Below are 22,555 nucleotides of genomic sequence, written 5' to 3' on the forward strand. Positions count from 1 at the left end.
CAAAAGCGCCAGCACCTTGACGCGTCGACGGCAGGCAACGCGTCGCGACATCTCGCTCGCGTTCGGCCGCACTCCGCTCACGGCGATGCCACTGCCGCGACATATTCGGAAAGAATGGTTCCAACTTAGAAGGAGTCTCTTTGCAGACACGGCGGCGGGCCGCTTAGCTGTTCGTCGTCGCGAACGGATGCCCGGCATCGTCTTGGGTGCGGAAGCAGGACCGTTCTCCGATTTGCTTGTCTGGATAAGAGAGGACGGATCGATGTTGGTCGACGTGGTGCGGAAGTTGGTCGTGGTGGGTGGAAGTGCCGGCATGCTGCTGGTTGCAGCGCAGGCCTATGCCGGGGGGCCGAGCGAGATTTGCCTGACCTATGCCAACGGTCAGTTCGAGCCCAAGGAGCCCACCGTCCCCGCAGACGCGCCGCTCACGATCCGTGTGAAGAACATGGAAGGCAAGGCCATCGAGTTCGAGAGCGAGACCTTGAAGATCGAGAAGGTCATCGCCGCCAACAGCGAGGCCGTTCTGAACGTGCGGGCGATGAAGTCGGGCCGCTACGAGTTCTACAACGACTTCAACGAAAAGGCCCGCGGCTTCGTCAACGTCCAATAGCGCTCAGCAGGTCACGCCATGCTCGCCGCACTGATCATCGTCTTTCGCGAAGTCTTCGAAGCCGGCCTGATCGTCGGTATCGTGCTGGCCGTCACCAGTGCCGTGCCGCACCGGTTGCGCTGGATCGGCGCCGGATTGTTCGCAGGCCTGGTCGGCGCCTGCATGGTCGCAGCGTTCGCGGGCACGCTGACGCAGTTGTTCGAAGGCATGGGGCAGGAGCTGTTCAACGCGGCGATCCTGTCGACCGCCGTGATCATGCTGACGTGGCACAATGTCTGGATGGCGCGGCACGGCCGCGAGATGGCGCAGGAGTTGCGGACGATGGGCCAGGCGGTGGCCGCAGGCGCCAAGCCGCTGGTGGCTTTGGCGACGGTGATCGCCATCGCGGTGCTCCGCGAAGGCAGTGAAGTCGCGCTGTTTCTCTATGGCGTCGCCGCGTCCGACGAGGGCGGCGGCCGGGCGCTGCTCGGTGGTGGCGTGTTGGGGCTGCTGCTCGGCGTCGCCGTCTGTCTGTTGACCTACTATGGCCTGATGCGCATTCCCCCGCGCGCGCTGTTCCGGACCACGACCGTGCTGATCACCCTGCTGTCGGCGGGCATGGCTGCCCAGGCGGTGTTCTTCCTCGCCCGCGCCAACTGGCTGACCTCGTTCGATCAGGTGATGTGGGATTCGAGCGCGGTGCTGCCGGAGAAAGGCCTCGCCGGCCGGACGCTCAAGGCGCTGATCGGCTATACGGATCAGCCGACCGCGATGCAGCTCGCCGTCTATGTCGGGGTCATCCTGGCGACGATTGCGCTGATGCGCCTCACGGCAGCGCCAGCGCCGCGGCGCGCGGTTGCCGCGGAGTGATCACTGCAGGGGTGGATCTCCCGAGGTCCGCTTCTTGGCGAGATCCATCTCGGTGACGGCGATGAGGATCTCGGTGCGCGTCTTCAGGTCCGGCGCTTCGAGCATCGCCTGCTTTTCGGCCGGCCCATAAGGCGACATCATCGCGAGCGCGTTCACGAGCGCCTCGTTGGGGGCGGCTTCGATGCCGGCCCAATCGACCTTGAGATTGTTGGCCTTGAGGAAGTCGGTCAGCACCGCGAGCAGCGCATCGCGGTCGACCGCATCCTCACCCTTGCGCGCGGTGAAGTCGTCGAGGAACGGGAAATAATCGACTTTGCACTGGCGGTACGGCGTCAGCACGGTCATCTCCTCGACGACCTTGAAGCGGGAGACGCCGGTGAGCTCGAGGATGTAGCGGCCATCGCCGGACTCTGCGAGCTGCGTGATGCGGCCGACGCAGCCGACCTTGAACAGGACGGGGCGTTCCTCGCTGGAGGAATGCGTCACGTCCGGCTGGATCATGCCGATCAGCCGATGGCCGTCGCGGAAGGCGTCGTCGACCATCGCGAGGTAGCGCGGCTCAAAGATGTTGAGCGGCATCTGGCCGCGCGGCAGCAGTAGCGCGCCCGCCAGGGGAAACACCGGAATGACCTCCGGCAGCTCGGCGGGACCGCGATATTCGGCATTGATCGGCATGCGATACCTCGTATCCCCCAGAGAGCGCGTGGGTGCCCGCCTAGCTCACGAAAACAGGATCGTCGACAGCCGCTTGCGGCCCTCGACGGTGGCCTCGTCGGCGCCGCCCCAGGCTTCGAAGAACTGCACGAGCTGCTTGCGCGCGCCGTCCTCGTTCCATTTGCGGTCGCGCCTGACAATCTCGAGCAGATGGTCGGTGGCCTCCGTCCGCTTGCCCGCGGCGTTGAGCGCGATCGCGAGGTCGAAACGCGCCTGATGGTCCAGCGGATTGGCGGTGACCTTCTGTTCCAGTTCGCCGACCGGCCCGAGCGACTGCGCCTGCTCGGCGAGATCAATCGCGGCCTGGACTGCGGACACGGCCTGATCATTGCGCTTGGCTTCGGGCACCATGGCGAGCGTCTGCTTGGCCTGCTCGATCGCGCCGAGCTCGACCTGGCACTTTGCCAGCCCTGCGATCGCCGGAATATTCGTGGCATCGAACGCCAGCACCTCGGCGTAGATCTCGGCCGCGCCGGCGGCGTCACCCTCGGCCAGCACGGCCTCGGCTTCCTTGAGGATCTCGGCGATATCGGGCTCTCCGGCGCCGGGAACGCCCTTGGTGATCTTCTCGATGAAGGCGCTGACCTGGCTCTCGGGAACGGCGCCCATGAAGCCGTCGGCCGGCCGGCCGCCGACGAAGGCGATCACGGCGGGAATCGACTGGATACCCATCTGGCCCGGGATGGCCGGATGCTCGTCGATGTTCATCTTCACCAGCTTGACCTTGCCCTTGGCGGCCTTGACGGCCTTTTCCAGGATCGGGGTCAGCTGCTTGCACGGTCCGCACCACGGAGCCCAGAAGTCGATGAGGACCGGCTGACGCTTCGATTCCTCGATCACGTCCTTCACGAAGCTCTGGGTCGTGGTGTCCTTGATCAGATCCGGCACCTGCGGCGCCGCTCCGTTGCCCTGCTCAACAATGGTCACGGGGTCCTCGTCCGAAAAAACTGGGATGGACAGCGTGCCGGGAACCAGCCGCCGCCGCGCCTCAATACACGGTTTCCGTCACCTTAAGTGGCGGTCGACTGGGGAAATTTCAATTGGTTCATCGCGAACGGCGCCGGTCGCCCGATTCGACCGGGTTTCGCGGTCTCGACACCCAAAATTGAGGATGATCTCGTGACGAAACCTGTCGCAGACCTGTTGCATTCGTCCGCGGCATTTGGCATAGGTTCGCCCGTCGCCGCCGGCCACAGCGCCCAGGTGACACGGATGCGGGTGTAGCTCAGTGGTAGAGCACGACCTTGCCAAGGTCGGGGTCGAGGGTTCGAACCCCTTCGCCCGCTCCAAATTCTCCGCTCCGCCGCTGATACCTCCGCCAAGCAATCACCGAGACGACTGGGACTTCTCCCAGGCCGCGAGCGCGTCGGCAAAGACGCGATCTCCGCTCGGACCTTTGCCGATGGCCAGGATGCCTCGTCGCTGATTGCCGTAGACGAGCGGAATGTCGAACCATTCACGCTGTGCGAGCAGCTCTTCGTTGCGAGCACGATCCTCTTTGACGTTCGAAAAGCCGACCAGGAAGGATCCTTCCGTCACCTTGACGGAGAGTCCGGCCAGCGGTGTCCCGCGCGCATTCTCGTTGGTCTTCATCAGGATTCCCGGCACGTTGCTGATGCCGCCGCCGGCAAAATCAGGGGCCGGCTTGAACATCAGCTCCGCCACGTGGCTGGCCGGCAGCGCGGGATCGTCATTGCGACGAAGGACCAGGCTGACCTTGAGCTTGCGATCGGGAATGTCGATGTCGCCGCGGATGACCGGCAGGGGCTGCCCCGATTGAGCGCTCTTGATGGTGTCGCTCCGCCACGTCACCGAGCCTGAATAGCGCTTGCCCTGGGGGTCCGAGAGATCCTCGTCATACAGCACGGCGAGGCCGGGGGTCCGTGCGTCCGACGGGACCGACGAAGCTGCGGGCTTCGGCGAAGGAGCGGCAGATTGGCTGGCCATCGGGCGGGCCGGCTGGGGGAAGCTCGGCCCTGCGGAGCTCAGCTGCGGGCCGCCGTCCACCAGCGTATACATGACCAGGGGCTGCTGGGCGCCGCCGGTGGCGCGCCCCACCGCCGCATTGGTCTGATTGAAGATCTCGATCAGGCGAAGTCCCGGCTGCTGCAGCGCGTCGGCGAAGGCGACAGCGAATGCGCCATGGCCGCCGGGGCCGCGCTGTCCGACGGTCCCAATCTGCGCGGCAAAGGAGACCACGGTACGGGGCGGCACCCGCATCGGCAGCAGGCCGGCGGTGAGCCCGGCGATGCCGCGCGCTTCGAAGGGATTTCCACGGAAGGCGTCCAGAATGACGACGTTCTGGCGCGCACCCGGCGCGTCCAGATCGCGCATGATGCCGTTCAGGCTGCGCAGCTCGGTCTCGGCGTCGGCGGCCTTTGCCGGCGCGGCGTCCACCGGGACCAGATAATTGGCGCCGCCGAGGTTCAGCCCATAGCCGGCGTAGTAGATCAGGGCGACGTCCGCATCTGCGATCCGTCCCCTGAACTCGGCCAGCGCGCGATCGAATCCCTTCTTGTCGAGATCGACCAACGCGGCGCCGCCGCTCAACGTGAATCCGAGCTGCACCAGCCTGTCGGCCAACAGCTTTGCGTCCGCCGCCGGCTCGTCGAGCAGCGGCGCGCGCTCATGGATGGAGTTGCCGATCACCAGCGCTACGCGCTTATCGGCCTCGGCCGGTCCGGCACCCGCCAGGACCGCGATGATCACGGCCACGGCCGCAAAAAGCAGCTGTCCGCCTCGGCGCCTCGCCTCACGCATGCCCACGGTCTCCTGCTCCGATGTTCGCGCGCTGATTTTACCGCAGCTCGAACAAAACCGGAACAAGAATTGTAGAGACCGCGGCGGAAATCGCGCTCAGGTCAGACCAGCACGGGCGTGCGAACCCGCCCGGCGTCGCCGAACACGCGCAGGTAACGGGCGATCTCGGCGGGGTCGCCGGTCGCCTTCTCCGGGTTGTCGGACAGCTTCACCGCGGGGCGGCCGTCCACGGAGGTCACCTTGCAGACCAGCGAGATCGGGTCGAGGTCCACCGAGCCGTCCGGCGAGCAGCCGACGAAATCGTTGGTCAAATTGGTGCCCCAGCCGAACGACAGCCGCACCTGGTCGGAGAAGCGCTGGTGGATCTGTTCGATCGATTCGACGTCCATCGCGTCGGAGAACACCAGCAGCTTCTGCCGGGGATCGCGCCCCTTGGATTTCCACCAGGCGATGATCTCCTCGCCGGCCTGGATCGGCGGCGCGCTGTCGGGGCGGAAGCCGGTCCAGTCGGCAACCCAGTCCGGCGCGTCGCGCAGGAAGGCCTTGGTGCCGAAGGCGTCGGGCAGGGCAATCAGCAAATTGCCGGCATAGGTCTGCCGCCACTGGTCGAGGATGCGGTAGGGCGCGAAGCGCAGATCGTCGTCGTTCTTGGCCAGCGCCGCGGCGACCATCGGCAATTCGTGCGCGTTGGTGCCGATGGCTTCGAGGTCGTTGTCCATCGCCAGCAGGACGTTCGAGGTGCCGGTGAACGACGATCCGAGCCCTTCCTTCACGGCCTCGACGCACCAGCGCTGCCACAGGAAGCCGTGACGCCGGCGCGTGCCGAAATCCGACAGCCGCAGGCCCTCGAGCTTGCGCAGCCGCTCGACCTTCGCCCACAGCTTGGCCTTGGCGCGGGCGAACAGCACGTCGAGCGCGAACCGGCCCTGGCCCTTCATCGCCTGGCGCGAGCGCAGCTCGTTGACGATCGCGAGCGCCGGAATCTCCCACATCGTGGTGTGGGTCCACGGCCCGTGGAAATGCAGCTCGTACTGGCCGTCGGCCTTGTGCAGCTCGTATTCGGGCAGCCGGAAATTGGCGAGCCAGTTCATGAAGTCCGGCGAGAACATGTGGGTCTTGCCGTAGAAGGTATTACCGGCCAGCCAGATCAGCTCCTTCTTGGTGAAGCGGATGGTGCGGGCATGATCGAGCTGGGCGCGCAACTCGCCTTCGTCGATGACGTCGGCCAGGCGCACGCGCTTGGTCCGGTTGATCACCGAGAATGTGACCTGCTGATCGGGGTAGAACTCCCGAATCATCTGCAGCATCAGGAGCTTGTAGAAATCGGTGTCGAGCAGGCTGCGCACGATCGGATCGAGGCGCCAGCCGTGATTATAGGTTCTGCTCGCGATATCGGTGACTGTCATGCGACGATTTTACAGTGCTGCGCGCGACGCCGCCACTGGGCTTGTCGCAGGGGCGCTTGCGGCTGGTGAAGGGGATTCCGCCCGATTTGGAGGGCCTATCGGCGGGCCAGCAACGGCAGGCCGGGATCGAACGCCGTGACGGTCTCGACCCATTTCGCGACGCGAAGGACATGGAGGTCATTCCGGTAGGTGCCGGCGATCTGGACGCCGAGCGGCAGGCCGTTCTTGCCGAACCCGGCCGGTAGCGCCACAGCCGGCGCCCCGACGAAGGTCCATGGCGCGCAATATTCGGCATCGCCGGTCCAGTCGATGCCGTGCGGCGCCTCGCCGAAGGCCGGCAAGGTGAGCACGGCGTCGAAGCCGGCGAGTTCTCCGGCCAACGCGGTCTGCCGCGCGGCCTGCGCCGCCTTGGCGGTGAGATACTCCATCGCCGTCTTGCTGCGCCCGCTCTCGACATGCGCCTTCATCACGTCGCTGACCCGGTCCGGGAAGCGGGCGATGAGGTCGGAGAAGATCGTGGTCGCTTCGCTCAGCATGATCGTGGTGATCGCATCCCAGTTCACCGCATCGAGCGCCTTAAGCTCGATCTCCTCGATCGCGGCGCCCGCGCTGCGCAGCCTGGCGACGACCGACTCGAACACCGCCTGCTGCTCGGCTTCCGCGCGCTCCCATTTGGCGAAACGAACGACCGCGAGCCGCGGCTTCGCCAGCGGCATGAGGCCGGTCTCGATATCGACGGTAAAGCCCGGCAACGGCCGGCCGTGCAGGTCCTCGGCGCTGGAGCCGGCCAGCAAAGACAAAGCGAGCGCGACGTCGTCGACGCGGCGGGCGAAGAAGCCGACATGGTCGAGCGAGGGGCTGAGTGGATGCACGCCGGTACGCGGGATCGCGCCGAAGCTCGGCTTGAAGCCGACCACGCCGTTGAAAGCCGCGGGCCGGATCACCGAGCCGAGCGTCTGCGTCCCCAGCGCCAGTGGCACCAGCCCCGCCGCCACCGCGGCCGCCGATCCCGATGACGATCCCCCCGGCGTGTGCGCCGGGTTCCAGGGATTGACGGTCGGGCCGGGATGCCGCCAGGCGAATTCGGTCGAGACCGTCTTGCCGAAGATCGTGGCGCCGAGATCGCGCAGCCGCGCGACCACCCAGGCGTCGGCATCGGGCACATGATCGCGATAGATCGCCGAGCCGTTGGTGGTCGGCATGTCCGAGGTCGCGATGATGTCCTTGATGGCGACGGGAATTCCACCCAGAGGCCCGGACTTCGCCGCGACATCGCGTGGCAGATATTCGAACGCCTTGAGCTGCGGCTCGATCGCCTGCGTCTTTTTCAGACACTCTTCGCCATAAGCGGCGGGTGCAGACGAGTCCGCCTTGAACTGGCGCAGCAAGTCGACGACGCCGGCACCGGCTTTCGGCGTGGAGAGTGAGAGACGCTCGGACATCAACGATCCCATCGGTAGGACGCATGGTCGCGCGGTGTCAGGTCACGGCGCGGCGCGGTTGCCTCGATCCTATCGAGTGTTCCTCCGCGCGCCAACCGCCCGGCCGATCGGCGCGTATGAATACAGCGCATGACAGCGCGCTCCGCGCGAGCCGAGGGCGCGAGATGAGTTGGGTGGCGCATCCTGAGCCGCGCGCGCTCTCCGCAATCCGCTTCTCACCCGCGCAGGATGTGCTACCATTTTCAAGTCGACCGCCGACGTGGCGACCAAGGACGTCTTAAACAGTGTCCGAAAAATAGACGCAGCCGAACGAGCTGCAGGGGAGTGAAGCGATGACATCGGCTTTCCACCGAAGCATTCTTGCGCTTGCAACAATCAGTCTTCTCGCCGGCACCAGCATAGCCGGCGCGCAGCAGAAGCCCGACGCGGGCAAGGCTCTCAAGAAATACGAATCCGGCACCAAGGAATTCTGGACGCATCCGCCGGACGACTGGTTCCTCGGCGACGAGACCGAGGATCAGAAGGGATTGGCGCCGCCCTCGGGACCGCCGACCGGCGCATCCGACGCCGAGCTCGCCGACCTCGTCAAGAAGGTGAAGCTGCCGCAGGGCTTCAAGATGGAGGTGTGGGCGTCGGGCGTGCTCGCCGCGCGGCAGATGGCCTGGGGCGATAAGGGCACGTTGTTCGTCGGCTCGTTCGGGCTGGGCAACGTCTATGCCATCACCGACAAGGGCGGCAAGCGCGAGGTCAAGACGGTCCTCAAGGGCCTGAACATGCCCACCGGCTTGGCCTTCCAGGACGGCAATCTCTACGTGATCGCGGTCGACAAGCTGATCAAATATGAGAACGCCGAGGCCAATGTCGACAATCTCGGCCAGGGCAAGGTCGTCTATGACGACATGCCGTCCTATGCCGCGCATGGCTGGAAATACATCGCGGTCGACAAGGAGGGCTGGTTCTATCTGCCGTTCGGCCCGCCCTTCAACATCGGCATCCCGCCGACCTCGGTGTCGCAGATCCGCCGCGTCGATCCGCGCACCGGCAATGCCGAGATCTGGGCGCTCGGCGTGCGCAACAGCGTCGGCGGCGACGTCGATCCGCGCACGGGCCGCTATTGGTTCACCGAGAACGCGCGCGACTGGATCAGCGACGATCTGCCGAGCGACAAGCTCAACATGATCTCGCGGATCGGCGAGCATTTCGGCTATCCCTATTGTCACCAGGGTGACATGCCGGATCCGAAATTCGCGATGGGCCACAAATGCTCGGAGTTCACGCCGCCGGTGCTGAACCTCGGGGCGCATGTGGCGCCGCTCGGCATGAAGTTCTACACCGGCGACCAGTTCCCCGCCGAGTACAAGAACAACATCCTGATCGCGGAGCACGGCTCCTGGAACCGCCACAAGTACCAGGGCGCGCGGATCATGCGCGTGATCGTCGGTCCCGACGGCAAGGATGCCAAGCAGGAGGTGTTCGCCTCCGGTTTCCTCGAGGGCGACCAGGGCTATCTCGGCCGTCCCAACGACATCGTGCTCGCCAAGGACGGCTCGATCCTGGTGGCCGACGACTGGGCCGGTGCGATCTACCGCATCAGCTACGACAAGAAGTGAGGCTCTGACCAAAGCAGGGGCTGCGCGCCGCCATCATGGCGGCCGCAGCCCCAACTATTTTGTGAGCCGCGCGTTGTCCGGCTATCGGCCCGCGCGCGCGGGACGACGCTGCGGTGCATAGACGCGGCGACACGGGAGGATTGAGACATGCGTCATGGAGTTGCCGGTCTGCTCGCGCTCGCGCTGCTGAGTGTTCCGGCCGAGGCGGCGGATATCGAGGCGGGAAAGGCGAAGGCAGAGGTGTGTACCGGCTGTCACGGGGAGAACGGCATCTCGCAAACCCAGAACATCCCCTCGCTCGCCGGCCAGCCTGATCAGTTCATCCAGTGGCAGCTGGTGTTCTTCCGCGCCGGCACGCGCAAGAACGAGGCGATGAAGCCGATCGTCGATCAGCTCACGAACGAGGACATCCGCAATCTCGGCGCCTATTTCGCCTCGCTGCAGCCGGCGAAGTCGCCGCCGGACGATGATCCGGATCTGTCGAAGAAAGGGGCGGAGGCAGCCGCCGGCCGCCGCTGCGCGTCATGCCATCTCGACAGCTACGCCGGCACCAAGGGCGTGGCGCGGCTCGCCGGCCAGCGCGAGGAATATCTCGTCAAGGCGCTGCACGACTACAAGAGCGGCCAGCGCGTCGGCGGCAGCCAGGCGGCGATGACGGACGTGGCGTATCCGCTGTCCGCGGAGGAGATCACCGCGCTCGCGCATTATCTCGCGCATTTGTAGCTCACGGTCAGCGTCGACAACAGGTGTCGTCCCGGACAAGTCCGCCGACGCAACGCGGCGGCGGATGCCGATCCGGGACCCATACCGCGGAATCTATCGAGGGACTTCGCTGGCACTTGCCTGCATCACGACCGCTGCGGAGCATGGGTCCCGGCTCAAGGCCGGGACGACAGCGGAGTGTGTGGCGCGACCTCGCCTCACTCCGTCTACTTCCCCCGCTGCGCTTCATACACCTTGAGCTGGGTGTACGAAATCCGCAGCCGCGGCACCGGGACCTTGGCGGCGTCGGCACGCGCCACCAGATCGCCGATGACGTGATCGGCTTCGACCGGCAGGCCGGCGCGGAGGTCGCGGAACATCGAGGCGGTCATCGGCGAGCCCTCGGTGGTCAGCATGCCCGAGACGCGCTGGAAGAACGGACCGGCCGGCGCGTAGCCGGCGGCCGCCGCCACGGCGCTGCACTCATCGAGCATGCCGAGCAGGAAATCCTTGCCGCCGGGCGCGGTCAGGATGACGCCGACCGGCGCGCGCATCAAGGTCGTGGACGCCGCCAGTGACGACAGGAACACCCACTTCTCCCACATGTCCTGCATGATGTGGTCGCTGGCGGAGGCATTGAAATTGCCGCGCTGGAAGATCTCGAAGATCGCGCGGACGCGATCGGACGAGCCGCCGTCGCGCTCGCCGAAATTCAGCGACTGCATCGGCTGCAGCTGCACGACCTCGCGGCTTTCATTCAAGGTGGCCGCGATCGCGCAGAGGCCACCGAGCACCCGCGCGCGGCCGAATCCGGCATCGAGCACGTCGAGATGCTTCATGCCGTTGAGCAGCGGAATGATCGCGGTGTTCGGACCCACCGCGGGCGCGAACGACGCGATCGCGTCGTCGAGGTCGAACGCCTTGCAGCTCAGCAGCACCACATCGAAGTGCTGTTTCAGACTGTCGGCCTGCACGGTCGGCGGATTGGGCAGGGTGACGTCGCCGGCCGGGCTGCGGATGACGAGGCCGGCACTGGCCAGCTCGGATGCGCGCCGCGGGCGGACCAGGAAGGTGACATCAGCGCCGGTCTGCAGCAGCCGGCCGCCGAAATAGCCGCCGATCGCGCCGGCGCCGACGACGAGAATTCGCATGGGTGAGGCTCCTTGAAAGAGGCCGCATCTTGCCGAAGCGAACAGGGAATGGCGAGCGGCGAATAGGGATGGGCTCCATTCCCTATCCGCGACTCCCTATTCGCCATTCGCCCCTTACCATTTCTCCCCAAACGGCCGGATCTCCATCTCGAAGGTCCAGGCGCTCTTCGGCTGCTGGTAGAGCTGCCAATACGCGCCGGCGACGGACGCGGGCGGCATCAGCAGGTCGGGATTATCAAGCGCCTCCTTGCCCCAGAGCTGGGCGCGGCGCTCGCGGACCCAGGCGGTGTCGACGCCGGAATCGATGATGAGATGGGCGACATGGATGTTCTGCGGCATCAGCTCGCGCGCCATCGACTGGGCCACCGCGCGCAGGCCGAACTTGGCGGAAGCGAACGCCGCGAAGCCCGAGCCGCCGCGCAGCGAGGCCGTCGCGCCGGTGAAGAAGATCTTGCCGCCGCCGCGCGGCAGCATCAGCCGCGCCGCCTCGCGGCCCGTAACGAAGCCGGCCCAGCACGCCATCTCCCAGACCTTGCGGAACACGCGGTCGGTGGTCTCCAGAATTGGGAAATTGACGTTGGCGCCGACGTTGAAGATCACGACCTCGAGCGGCGCGTGCTTGTCGGCGTCGTTGAGGAAGGCGGTCGTTTCGTCCTCCTTGCGCGCATCGAGCGAGCGCGCCACGATCCGGCCGCCTGCGGCTTCGACCTCGGCGACGAGCGGCGCGAGCTTGTCGCCGTTGCGGCGGCCAGCGAACACCGTGAAGCCTTCGGATGCGAATTTCTTGACGATCTCGGCGCCGATGTAGTCGCCCGCGCCGATCACGGCGACGGTGGCGTTGCGCTGTTGCATGCTGGGGTCTCCGTTCAAAGTCCGGCGTCATTGCGAGGAGCGAAGCGACGAAGCAATCCAGGGCTGCGCGCGTGACTCTGGATTGCTTCGCTTCGCTCGCAATGACGGGCGATTACCTGCCGAGGATGTAGTCTTCGACGTCGCGCAACTGCTCCTTGCCGAAGAACATCTCGTTGCCGACGAAGAAGGTCGGAGAGCCGAACGCGCCGCGTTCGACGGCGCGTTGGGTGTTCTCGACCAGCTTGGCCTTCACCTCCGGCTCCTGGGCGCGGGCGAAAAGTTTCGCGCCGTCAAGTCCCGACGAATTGAGCGCTGAGATCGCGATCTCCGGATCGTCCATCTTCTTCGGCTCGCGCCACATGTGGTGGAACGCCGCGTCGACGTATTTCTCGAACACGCCTTCAAGCTCGGCGGCGATCGCCGCGCGCATCAGGTTGAGCGTGTTGACCGGGAAGTGCGGGTTCCACACCCAGGGCTGGACGTGAAAGCGCTTGAGGAAGCGCTGCGTCTCGACCTCGTGAAACTCGCGCTTGTTCTTGATGCCCGCATAGGCCTCGGCCGGAGACCGGTTGTTGGTCGCCTTGAAGATGCCGCCGAGCAGCACCGGCACGTAGAAGAACTGGACGCTGATGCGCTTTTCGATCGCCGGGATCGCCTCATGGCTCAGGAACGCGTTGGGGCTGCCGAAATCGAACATGAACTCCGGTGCGGGTCGGCTCATGGGCGGTCTCCTCGAAGGTTTTTCGCATTGTGGTCCAGCGCGGCTGCTGCGTCCAGGGTTTTATGATGATCATCATATTTCGGCCGGCACCGGTCAGATCATGCGCCGTACCGTCTGCTTGCGCCAGACCACGAGAAAATAGCTCATCTGCAGCAGCATCATTGCGGTGAAGGCGATGGGGTAGGCGAGCCAGACGCCGTCGAGGCCGATGCTGCGGCTGAGCCAGACTCCCGCGGGGACCTCGATCGCAGCGATCGCGAAGGCGGAGATCGCAAGCGGCATCCACACCGTGCCGGAGGCGCGCATCGCCGCCGAGAAGGTGATGGAGATGCCGAACAGCACCGAGCTCCACAACACCAGGTGCAACGAATGCTGCGCCACCTCGATCACGGCGGGATCGGTGATGAACAGCCCCATCAGCGGCCGCGAGAACAGATAGGCGATCGCGACCAGTCCGCCGGTCAGCACCAGGTTCATTTCGACTCCGGTGCGAACGATCCGGCCCATCTGCTCGGGCGCGCCGCGGCCGATCGCCTGGGAGCCGAAGATCGACACCGAGATCGCGATCGAGAGCGCGGGGAATTGCACATAGCCAAGCACCTGGTTGACCGCGCCATAGGCCGCGGTCGCGTCGGAGCCGAAGCCGTTGACCAGGCCGATCAGCACCATCTCCGCCAGCGACATCACGATCATGCTCAGCGCCGCGGGAATGCCAAGCCGCAGCACCGTGCGCAGCAGCTTCGGCGCCGGCCGCATTCCGCGCAGCACCGCGACGTCGATTGCGAGCGGATGCTTGCGCCGGCGCAACTGCGCCAGCAGCCAGCCCAGCGTGAGGAGCGTGGAGACGGCCGATGCCCACGCCGCGCTGGCCGCGCCCAGCTGCGGCGCGCCGAACCAGCCGCGGATGAGGATGGGCGTCAACACCAGACCGAGCGCGGTGGACACCGCGAGCGCGATCAACGGCGTCACGGTGTCGCCGACACCGCGCATCAGCGCCGTCAGCATGATGAAGACGAAGGTCAGAGGCATCGAGATCATCATGACGCGTGCATACTCCGCCGCCGCATCGAGAATGTTGGCCGGCGTCGCCAGCGCCGTCAGGAGTTCGCGGCTGAAGAGGCCGCCCAGCGCGATCGCGAAGCCGAGCGCGAGGGTAATGGCAAAGGCCGCGCCGGCGACTGTCTTCACGGTGGCCAGCTGCTTGGCGCCCCAGGCTTGGCCGATCAGGATGCCGGCGCCGGAGGCGAGACCCATCACGAAGGAGACGAAGAAGAACATCGCCGGAAAGAACGCCGACACCGCGGCCAGCGCATCGACGCCGATCATCTGGCCGAGATAGACGTTGTTGATGGTGCCGAACAGCGATTGCAGCGTGTTGCTCAGCATCATCGGGATGACGAACAACAGGAACGTCTTGCGCAGCGAGGGAGCGGGCGTCACGGCATGATCCTTCCACCGCCCTTCGATGCGAGGCGGGTCGTGTCAGGAGGAATGGAAGGAGAGCGGCCTCGGGCGGACGCTCTCCAGATGTCGTTGATCAGCCGATCTCGGTGTCGGTGCGGTGACGATGGGCCATCGCAATGGCGTGATCGCGAATGTCGGCCGGCCACTCCGCGAGCAGCCTTGCGAAGCGGCCGAGATCACCTGCGAACAGCGCCCGCGAGGCCTCCTCGAACTGCGGCAGGTTGCTGCCGATCCCGGACATGAAATGATACGCCGCATCGCGCGCCTCGCGGGCGCGATCGCTGTCACAGCTGGCGCGACGCGCCTCGTGGACCAGCTTGCGCAGCGCGACCGAGGCCCCGCCGGGCTGGGTGCTCAGCCATTCCCAATGTTGCGGCAGCAGCGTGACCTCGCGCGCGACGACGCCGAGCTTCGGCCGGCCACGGCCGCGCGGCTCGCTGGGCAATTGCTGGGCGGCGGCGCCGGCATCCGCCGGCAACCGGGCCAAGATGTCCCGGTCGCTGCCGCGCAGGTCCAGGTCGATCGGCTGCCCGGTGCGGTCGCTGAAGATGATGACCGGCTCGGTCGCAGGCGCAGCATGCTTGAGGACCAGCGCGACCTTGGGCAAGGGCCCGGTGGCGATGCGGGTATGGCCGGCAAAGGCAGTATAGGTATCCATGTCCGTTCGTCCCGGTTGACAGGGGCAAATAAAATCCGGGTAGAAATAAAAGTCAATATTACCCGGATAAATATTTGGTCGCTGTGACCGTCCCGCCGCTCGCCGAAGGCAGCGGGCTTTGCTACGGAACAGCGCCTGCTCACTCGATCCGTCTTTCGGGGACCTCATGCTGACCGTTCACCACCTCAACAACTCCCGTTCGCAACGCGTGCTCTGGCTGCTCGAGGAACTCGGCGTCCCCTACGAGATCATCCGCTATCAGCGTCAACCGGACATGCGCGCGCCGAAGGAGCTGCGCGCGATCCATCCGCTCGGCAAGTCGCCCGTCATCACCGACAATGGCAACGTGGTCGCCGAGTCCGGTGCCATCGTCGAATATCTGGTCGAGACCTATGGCGACGGCCGGCTGATCCCGCCGCCGAAGACCCCCGAGCGGCTGCGCTATTCCTACTGGCTGCACTACGCCGAGGGCTCGGCGATGCCGCTGTTGCTGCTGAAGCTGCTGTTCAACGTCATGCCGAAGCGCGCGCCGGCGCTGCTGCGCCCCCTCGTGCGCAAGGTGTCGAGCCAGGCGCTGACCACCCTGGTCAATCCGCAACTGAAGCAGCACATGGCGTTCTGGGAAAGCGAGCTGCAGAAGAGCGAGTGGTTCGCCGGCAATGAGTTCACCGCCGCCGACATCCAGATGAGCTTCCCGCTGCAGGCCGCCGCCGCGCGCGGCGGGCTTGAGCAGGGCCATCCGCGCGCGATGGATTTCCTGGCGCGCATCGAGGCGCGCCCGGCCTACAAGATCGCGCTGGAAAAGGGCGGCCCGTACGAGCTCGGCCGCTGACGCGGGCTATGGCGATCGCGCGGCGGTGGCCGAGGCCTCCGTCGCCGCGATGACCTCGCGCACCAGGCGCGCTACGCCCCGGATGTCGCCATCGGGATCGACGGCATCGCCGAGCCGCACCACGACCATGCGCTGGGTCGGCATGATCACGAGCCGCTGGCCGAGCAGGCCGAAGGCGAAGAACGCATCTGGCGGAATTCCGGCGCGCGCGCGCCCCTGGGCATGAACATGCGGGCTGCGGTTGGTCCAGAGACCCGCGCCGTAGTCCGTGTCCAGCGTCGCGGTCGCCGACATCGCCACCCAGCCCTCCGGCAGAATCCGTGTGTCGCCGGCCATGCCGTCGGCGAGATAGAGCAGGCCGAGCTTCGCCCAGTCGCGCGCGCTGGCCAGCATGTTGGCGTGACCCTGATAGGTGCCAGAGCCGTCGAACTGCAACGTCGCGCTGCGCATGCCAAGCGGTCCGAACAGCTCGCGCCAGGCGAACGCGATGGTCTGCTCCGGCCCGCCGGCGGCGTCGCGGATGATACGGGCCAGGATCTGCGTCGATGCGCTCGAATAGGCCCAGCGCTGGCCCGGCGGGGCGATCAGCGGCGCATGCACCGCGAACGCTGCCATGTCGCGATGAATCTCCATCTGGCTCGACGGGTCGAAGCCGGAATTGGTCTCGTCCAGCGCCAGCCCTGACGTCATGCGCATCAACTGCTCGATGGTGATGTCGTGGCGCGGGTCGCGCGCGTCGCGCCATTCCGCGACAGGCGCCGGAATTCCAGGGCTGAGCTTGCCCTGCCGCGTCATGATCCCGAGCAGCGCATTGGTGACCGTCTTGGTCATCGAAAAGCCGATCAATGGCGTGTCGACACCGATGTCAGCCGCGTAGCGTTCGGCGATCAGCCGGCCATCCTTGACCACCACGACCGCCTTGGTGCGCCGGAACGGTGGGCTGGCCGGCTCCTCGAAGGCGTGATCGAGCGCGGCCTTCAACGCGGGATCGGCGGGTTCCACCGGGGCCGCCGCTGCAACCTCCGGCAGCGCCGGCGGCGGAACGGAAGCGCGCAGCCCACGGACGTCACTGTGCGGCACATAAGGCGGCTTCTGGCCCTGCATCGACACGCAGCCGAGGCCGTCGTGATAGCTGGCGCGGCTGACATGCAGGCCGAGCAGCGAGGCGTCGACGTAGCGCATGTCGGGCTCGACGCGGTAGCGCATCACGGCGCGCAGCCGGCGCAGGCCGGGACGCTCCATGGTTTCAGCGAAGGTGGTCTGGGGATCGAGGCCGGAGACGAAGGTCTTGGCGCAGATCATCTGCGCGACCGCCGTGGTGGCGGACCGCAGCGCCCGGTCCGGCCGATAGGTAAGCCAGCCCGCCACCAGCAGGGCCGCGAACACCAGGAGACCGACCGAAAATCTTCGCAAGTTCACCAGAACGCCTGAAATGGTCTTGCGGGCAAGCTTCGCCCTCGCAGTTCTTGTATCCCGGCTTCGCCAGCTCGCCAACGGACCGACGCGATGGAACAAGGCCTCGGGGCGGCGGCAAATCGTCATCCGGGACAATGACGATGCTCGCCGCCGGCCTGGTCGAGCGGGATGCCTGTACCGGCTTCAGCGCCCGGCGGCAGTGGCCCCCTTGCTGCGCGGGTCGGGAGCGCCGACCAGTCCTTCCGCCGTGACCAGGATCGAGTTGGCCGAGGTGCGGCCCATCGGCTCCTCGATCTTGTGGCCGCGTGCGCGGAGGTCGGCGAGCACGTCGTCGGCGAACCCCTTCTCGATTCTGACCTCGTCCGGCATCCATTGGTGATGCAGGCGCGGCGCGGTCACGGCCTGGCGGACGTCCATCTTGTAGTCGAGCACGTTGACGATCACCTGCAGCACCGTGGAGATGATGCGGCTGCCGCCCGGCGAGCCCGTCACCAGCACAGGCTTGCCGTCCTTCAGCACAATGGTCGGCGACATCGACGACAGCGGGCGCTTGCCGGGACCGGGCAGATTGGCCTCGAAGCCGACGAGGCCGAACGCGTTGGATGCGCCGGGGGCGGCGGTGAAGTCGTCGAGCTCATTGTTGAGCAGCACGCCGGTGCCTTCCGCGATCAGGCCGACGCCATAGGGGAAGTTCAGCGTGTAGGTGTTGCTGACGGCATTGCCGTCATTGTCGACCACCGAGAAATGCGTGGTGTTGCTGCCTTCGCGCAACGGCTTGGTGTTGAGCACGTCGCCGGCGCTGGTGGCGCGCGCCGGATCGATGCCGGCGCGTTGGCGCTCGGCGTAATCCTTCGACAGCATCGCGCGCACCGGCGCATCGACGAAGGCGGGGTCGCCGAGATAGCGAGCGCGATCGGCATAGGCGCGCTTCATTGCTTCGATCAGCAGGTGCAGCGAGGCCGGCGAGCCCTGTTTCAACTCGGCGAGCTTGAAGCCTTCGAGGATGTTCAGCATCTCGATCAGCACGGTGCCCCCGGACGAGGGCAGCGGCATCGAGACGACGTCGTAGCCGCGATAGGTGCCGCGCACCGGCGTGCGCAGCACCGGCTGATAGGATTTGAGATCGTCCGCGGTCATGATGCCGCCGGCTTTCTGAATCGCCTTGGCGAGCTTGTCCGCGACCGGTCCCTCGTAGAAGCCGCGCGGCCCCTGTTCGGAGACCGCGGCGAGCGTCGCGGCGAGGTCGGGCTGCACCAGCCGGTCGCCTTCCTTGAGCACGGTTCCATCCGGGCGCATGAAGATGGCAGCGGAGGACGGCCACTTCGCCAGCCGCGGCGCCATCATCGGCAGGGTGACGGCGACGTCGTCGGCCACGGGGATGCCGTCACGGGCCAGCACGATCGCCGGGTGCAGCAGCTGAGCCAGCGTGAACTTGCCCGAGCCGTATTTCTCGAGCGCCAGGGCGAGGCCGGCCACCGTTCCGGGCACGCCGATCGACAATGCCGAATCGCGCGACTTCGCAATGTCGGGCTTGCCATCGGCGCCGAGGAAGATGTCGCGCGTGATCGCGGCCGGTCCGGTCTCGCGATAGTCGATCGCGATGTCCTCGTTGCTCTTGGCGAGATGGATGACCATGAAGCCGCCGCCGCCGATATTGCCGGCGACGGGATAGGTCACCGCCATGGCGAAGCCGGTCGCGACCGCGGCGTCGACGGCATTGCCGCCGAGCGCGAGGATGCGCTGGCCGACCTCGGCGGCGATCCGCTCCTGCGCCACCACCATGCCATGCGCGGGCGGTTGCGCGGGCGCGACGACGCCGGGCGGCAGCGGAATCTCGCGTCCCCCGCTGTCCAGCGCCCATGCCGGCAGGCAGCCCGCCAACAGAATCAGCGCACCTGCGAGGAGCCGCCGTCGATCAATCGTGAACATGGTCATCGCCATTCTGCTGCTGCTGACATCCGCATGGGATCGTCAGATGTTATAGGGCGCCGTCGCCGGCGTAAAACGCGACACCGTGATCGTCGCCCTGTGCGGCGATGCTGCCAAGGGAACTGCAATGGCCGTGACCGCGATCGAGACCGCCAGCGAAGCCGACAGCCGGACGTATCCCGGCCGTGCCGCCGTCGTCAGCTGGATCTTCTTCGACTGGGCGGCGCAGCCATATTTTACGCTGATCACGACCTTCGTGTTCGCGCCGTATTTTGCCGCCCATGTCGCGCCCGATCCTGCCAGCGGACAGGCGCTGTGGGGCTTTGCGACCGCCGCCGCGGGTATCGCCATCGCGCTGTTGTCGCCGGTGTTCGGCGCGATCGCCGATGCGACCGGTCGGCGCAAGCCGTGGATCGCTGCATTCGGCGCATTGCTGGTGATCGGCTCCTCGCTGATGTGGATCGGCCGGCCCGGCGCGCCCGAACTGATTGTGCCACTGCTCGCGGCCTATGTGCTCGCCACCATTGGGGTCGAGTTCGCCACCGTGTTCAACAATGCAATGATGCCCACGCTTGTGCCGCCCGAGCGCATCGGCCGCCTGTCCGGCACGGGATGGGCGACCGGCTATGTCGGCGGCATTCTCTCGCTCGTTCTCGTGCTCGGCTTTCTCGCCGCCAATCCCGAGAGCGGCCGCACGCTGTTCGGGCTGACGCCGCTGTTCGGCCTCGATCCGGTAACGCATGAAGGCGACCGCATCTCTGGCCCGCTCACCGGTCTGTGGTTCATCGTGTTCGTACTGCCGATGTTTCTGTTCACGCCGGATTTCCCGGCGCGGCACCGGCTCGGTGCCGCCGTGCGCGAGGGTCTCGGCCAATTGAAGGAGACGCTGCGCAGCCTGCCGCAGCAGCGCGACGTCGCGCTCTTTCTCATCGCCAACATGATCTACACCGATGGCCTCGTCTCGCTGTTCGCGTTCGGCGGCATCTATGCGGCCGGCACGTTCGGCTGGAACACGATCCAGATCGGCACTTTCGGCATCATCCTCGCCGCCGCCGGCACCTTCGGCGGCTGGCTCGGCGGCAAGCTCGACGACCGGCTCGGGCCGAAGCGCGTCATCGCCGGCAGCATGACCCTGCTCTTGCTCGCGATCATCGCAATCCTGCTCGTGAGCCGTGATTCGATCCTGTTCATTCCGGTCACGCCGGCTGTGCCGGGAGGACCGCTGTTCGCGTCGTGGCCGGAGCGCGCCTATCTGCTGCTCGGCTGCGTCCTGGGTGCCTGCGGCGCGCCGCTGCAGGCCGCGTCCCGCTCGCTTCTCATCCGCATGGTGCCGAAGGAACGTGTCGCGCAATATTTCGGCCTGTTCGCGCTCACCGGAAAAGTCACATCCTTCATCGGCCCGCTGCTGATCGGCATCATCACCGCGGCGACCGCGAGCCAGAAGGCCGGCATGGCCGTGCTGGTGCTGTTCTTCGTGGTGGGACTGGTGCTGCTGGCGCGGGTGAACTCAAGTCGTCGTGCGGGGCAGGGCGCCTGAAACTTGCTCCGCCGTCATTCCGGGGCGCCCGGAGGGCGAGCCCGGAATCCATACTCACGATCGTGGTTATGGATTCCGGGCCTGCGCCTTGCGGCGCATCCCGGAATGACGGCGGAGATCTTGGATAAATCAGTGCCGGAAATGCCGGACACCCGTGAGCACCATCGCGATGCCGTGCTCGTCGGCGGCCTTGATGACCTCGTCGTCGCGGACCGAGCCGCCCGGCTGGATCACCGCGGTGGCGCCGGCCTCGATGCAGGCCAGCATGCCGTCGGCGAACGGGAAGAACGCGTCGGATGCGACCACCGAGCCCTTGGTCAGCGGCTCCGCGAGCTTCATTTCGGCAGCGGCATCGAGCGCCTTGCGCGCGGCAATGCGTGCGGAATCGACGCGGCTCATCTGGCCCGCGCCGATTCCGACGGTCGCCGAATCCTTGGCGTAGATAATGGTGTTCGACTTCACGTGCTTGGCGACGCGGAACGCGAAGCGCAGGTCGCGCAGCTCGGCATCGGTGGGTGCGCGCTTGGTGACGACCTTCAAGGTCATGTCGTCGACCACGGCGTTATCACGGCTCTGCACCAGGAGGCCGCCGGCAACAGTTTTTGCCGTGAGGCCGGCCTCGCGCGGATCGGGCAGGGCGCCGGCCAGCAGCAGCCGCAGGTTCTTGCGCGCGGCGATCACCGCGATCGCCTCCTCGGTGGCATCAGGCGCGATGATCACCTCGGTGAAGATACCGGTGATCGCGCGCGCGGTCGCGGCGTCGAGCTTCCGGTTCATCGCGATGATGCCGCCGAACGCCGAGGTCGAATCGCTGGCCAGCGCCTTCTGATAGGCGGTGATCAGGTCGGGGCCCTCGGCGACGCCGCAAGGGTTGGCGTGCTTGACGATGACGCAGGCCGCGGTGCGCGCCGGATCGAACTCGGCGATGCACTCATAGGCCGCATCGGTGTCGTTGATGTTGTTGTAGGACAGCTCTTTGCCCTGCACCTGCCGCGCGGTGGCGACGCCGGGCCGGCGGCCGGGCAGCGCGTAGAAGGCGGCATGCTGGTGCGGGTTCTCGCCATAGCGCAGCGACTGGATCAGCTTGCCGCCGAAGGCGCGATAATCCGGCGCGTCGTTCTGGATCGTGGCGGCGAACCAGTTGGAGATGGCCGCGTCATAGGCGGCGGTGCGCGCATAGGCCTTCGCGGCGAGCCGCCGGCGCAGCAGCAAGGTGGTCGAGCCCTCGTGGCGCGCGAGATCCTCGAGCACGGCCTCGTAGTCGTTGACGTCGACGACGACGGCGACATCCTCGTGGTTCTTCGACGCCGCGCGGATCATCGCGGGGCCGCCGATGTCGATGTTCTCGATGCAGTCGCTGAACGGCGCGCCGCGCTCGACCGTGGATTCGAACGGGTAGAGATTGACGACGAGCAGGTCGATCGGCGCGATGCCGTGGGTCTTCATCGCCTCGGCGTGCTCGTCATTGCCCCGGATCGCGAGCAGGCCGCCATGGACCTTCGGATGCAGCGTCTTGACGCGGCCGTCCATCATCTCGGGGAAGCCGGTGAGATCGGAGACGTCCTGCACCTTCAGGCCGGCCTCGGTGATCGCCTTGGCGGTGCCGCCGGTGGAGATCAATTCGACGCCGCGCGCGGCAAGCGCGCGCGCGAAGTCGACCAGGCGGGTCTTGTCGGAAACGGAGAGCAGGGCGCGGCGAATAGGACGAAGCTGATTGGTCATGGCGGGCAGAATCCTGTTGCAGGAGGTTCAGTTGCCCAGGCGCACGGCGGTCGATCCCGCGCTCCCCGATGGTGCTCCATCCAAAGTCGCCAGTCGCGCGAGAGCCGGGCTCATAGCAGCTTTCGGCCGGGCGGACAACGGGGACGCAGACGCGCTCGCGCCGGGTTGACCGTATTGGTT

At 66.5% G+C, this 22,555-nt stretch carries 19 protein-coding genes, 1 tRNA gene and 1 riboswitch; of the genes, 7 read left to right on the plus strand and 13 right to left on the minus strand.

Annotation, left to right across the window (positions count from 1 at the left end; genetic code table 11):
- The first annotated feature begins 262 nt into the window (after positions 1-262).
- Positions 263-610 carry a cupredoxin domain-containing protein gene (locus tag ACQR1Y_RS19400; protein WP_434857849.1) on the plus strand — a complete coding sequence of 116 codons (348 nt, stop codon included), beginning with the start codon at positions 263-265 and terminating at the stop codon, positions 608-610.
- Between the two features lie 18 nt (positions 611-628).
- The gene (locus ACQR1Y_RS19405) at positions 629-1,459 is read left to right on the plus strand and encodes an FTR1 family iron permease (protein ID WP_434877680.1); all 831 of its coding nucleotides are present in this window, start codon (positions 629-631) and stop codon (positions 1,457-1,459) included.
- Here the strand turns inward: ACQR1Y_RS19405 and ACQR1Y_RS19410 are convergent, their stop codons facing one another.
- Together ACQR1Y_RS19410 and trxA are read right to left on the minus strand one after the other, a co-directional pair.
- Complete coding sequence (locus tag ACQR1Y_RS19410) at positions 1,460-2,134, minus strand: LON peptidase substrate-binding domain-containing protein (RefSeq protein ID WP_434877679.1); 675 nt, start codon at positions 2,132-2,134, stop codon at positions 1,460-1,462.
- Positions 2,135-2,179: 45 nt separating this feature from the next.
- A complete protein-coding gene (gene trxA / locus ACQR1Y_RS19415) occupies positions 2,180-3,100 on the minus strand; it encodes a thioredoxin (protein WP_434857846.1) in 921 nt (306 codons plus the stop codon).
- A 287-nt stretch (positions 3,101-3,387) separates the two neighbouring features.
- Between trxA and ACQR1Y_RS19420 the strand changes: the two genes are divergently transcribed.
- Positions 3,388-3,462 (plus strand) — tRNA-Gly (locus tag ACQR1Y_RS19420).
- 37 nt (positions 3,463-3,499) lie between these two features.
- Here ACQR1Y_RS19420 and ACQR1Y_RS19425 read toward each other — a convergent pair.
- The 3 genes from ACQR1Y_RS19425 to ACQR1Y_RS19435 form a co-directional block, all read right to left on the minus strand.
- Positions 3,500-4,933 carry a caspase family protein gene (locus tag ACQR1Y_RS19425; RefSeq protein WP_434877678.1) on the minus strand — a complete coding sequence of 478 codons (1,434 nt, stop codon included), beginning with the start codon at positions 4,931-4,933 and terminating at the stop codon, positions 3,500-3,502.
- A gap of 101 nt (positions 4,934-5,034) precedes the next feature.
- Positions 5,035-6,339: a nicotinate phosphoribosyltransferase gene (pncB, locus tag ACQR1Y_RS19430; protein ID WP_434857844.1), complete on the minus strand. Its 1,305-nt coding sequence runs from the start codon at positions 6,337-6,339 to the stop codon at positions 5,035-5,037.
- 95 nt (positions 6,340-6,434) lie between these two features.
- Positions 6,435-7,781: an amidase gene (locus ACQR1Y_RS19435; RefSeq protein WP_434877677.1), complete on the minus strand. Its 1,347-nt coding sequence runs from the start codon at positions 7,779-7,781 to the stop codon at positions 6,435-6,437.
- A gap of 332 nt (positions 7,782-8,113) precedes the next feature.
- Here ACQR1Y_RS19435 and ACQR1Y_RS19440 point away from each other — a divergent pair, with 332 nt between their 5' ends.
- Together ACQR1Y_RS19440 and ACQR1Y_RS19445 are read left to right on the plus strand one after the other, a co-directional pair.
- Positions 8,114-9,391 (plus strand): PQQ-dependent sugar dehydrogenase, encoded by a 1,278-nt coding sequence (locus ACQR1Y_RS19440; protein ID WP_434877676.1) that lies wholly within the window; start codon positions 8,114-8,116, stop codon positions 9,389-9,391.
- A 147-nt stretch (positions 9,392-9,538) separates the two neighbouring features.
- Positions 9,539-10,114, plus strand: a complete 576-nt coding sequence (locus tag ACQR1Y_RS19445) for a c-type cytochrome (protein WP_434877675.1) — start codon at positions 9,539-9,541, stop codon at positions 10,112-10,114.
- A gap of 206 nt (positions 10,115-10,320) precedes the next feature.
- Here the strand turns inward: ACQR1Y_RS19445 and panE are convergent, their stop codons facing one another.
- From panE to ACQR1Y_RS19470, 5 genes are all read right to left on the minus strand, one after another.
- Positions 10,321-11,244, minus strand: a complete 924-nt coding sequence (gene panE, locus ACQR1Y_RS19450) for a 2-dehydropantoate 2-reductase (protein ID WP_434877674.1) — start codon at positions 11,242-11,244, stop codon at positions 10,321-10,323.
- A 114-nt stretch (positions 11,245-11,358) separates the two neighbouring features.
- Positions 11,359-12,096, minus strand: a complete 738-nt coding sequence (locus tag ACQR1Y_RS19455; protein WP_434857839.1) for an SDR family oxidoreductase — start codon at positions 12,094-12,096, stop codon at positions 11,359-11,361.
- A gap of 112 nt (positions 12,097-12,208) precedes the next feature.
- Positions 12,209-12,817 (minus strand): 2-hydroxychromene-2-carboxylate isomerase, encoded by a 609-nt coding sequence (locus tag ACQR1Y_RS19460; RefSeq protein WP_434877673.1) that lies wholly within the window; start codon positions 12,815-12,817, stop codon positions 12,209-12,211.
- A 93-nt stretch (positions 12,818-12,910) separates the two neighbouring features.
- Positions 12,911-14,257, minus strand: a complete 1,347-nt coding sequence (locus tag ACQR1Y_RS19465) for an MATE family efflux transporter (RefSeq protein ID WP_434877672.1) — start codon at positions 14,255-14,257, stop codon at positions 12,911-12,913.
- A gap of 97 nt (positions 14,258-14,354) precedes the next feature.
- Complete coding sequence (locus tag ACQR1Y_RS19470) at positions 14,355-14,939, minus strand: DUF2239 family protein (RefSeq protein WP_434877671.1); 585 nt, start codon at positions 14,937-14,939, stop codon at positions 14,355-14,357.
- Between the two features lie 166 nt (positions 14,940-15,105).
- On the opposite strand from ACQR1Y_RS19470, the gene ACQR1Y_RS19475 reads away from it, so the two are divergent.
- Entirely contained in the window at positions 15,106-15,771 is a 666-nt protein-coding gene (locus ACQR1Y_RS19475; protein WP_434857835.1) for a glutathione S-transferase family protein, read from the plus strand.
- Positions 15,772-15,777: 6 nt separating this feature from the next.
- On the opposite strand, the gene ACQR1Y_RS19480 is transcribed toward ACQR1Y_RS19475, so the two are convergent.
- Together ACQR1Y_RS19480 and ggt are read right to left on the minus strand one after the other, a co-directional pair.
- Positions 15,778-17,190, minus strand: a complete 1,413-nt coding sequence (locus ACQR1Y_RS19480; protein WP_434877670.1) for a serine hydrolase domain-containing protein — start codon at positions 17,188-17,190, stop codon at positions 15,778-15,780.
- Positions 17,191-17,370: 180 nt separating this feature from the next.
- Positions 17,371-19,122: a gamma-glutamyltransferase gene (gene ggt, locus ACQR1Y_RS19485; protein WP_434877669.1), complete on the minus strand. Its 1,752-nt coding sequence runs from the start codon at positions 19,120-19,122 to the stop codon at positions 17,371-17,373.
- Between the two features lie 121 nt (positions 19,123-19,243).
- Between ggt and ACQR1Y_RS19490 the strand changes: the two genes are divergently transcribed.
- The gene (locus ACQR1Y_RS19490) at positions 19,244-20,653 is read left to right on the plus strand and encodes an MFS transporter (protein WP_434877668.1); all 1,410 of its coding nucleotides are present in this window, start codon (positions 19,244-19,246) and stop codon (positions 20,651-20,653) included.
- A gap of 129 nt (positions 20,654-20,782) precedes the next feature.
- Here ACQR1Y_RS19490 and purH read toward each other — a convergent pair whose 3' ends face one another.
- Complete coding sequence (gene purH, locus ACQR1Y_RS19495) at positions 20,783-22,375, minus strand: bifunctional phosphoribosylaminoimidazolecarboxamide formyltransferase/IMP cyclohydrolase (protein ID WP_434877667.1); 1,593 nt, start codon at positions 22,373-22,375, stop codon at positions 20,783-20,785.
- Positions 22,376-22,401: 26 nt separating this feature from the next.
- Positions 22,402-22,482: riboswitch (ZMP/ZTP riboswitch) on the minus strand.
- Positions 22,483-22,555: the final 73 nt, after the last annotated feature.

The sequence above is a fragment of the Bradyrhizobium sp. HKCCYLRH3099 genome, from assembly GCF_051167855.1.
GTDB lineage: Bacteria > Pseudomonadota > Alphaproteobacteria > Rhizobiales > Xanthobacteraceae > Bradyrhizobium.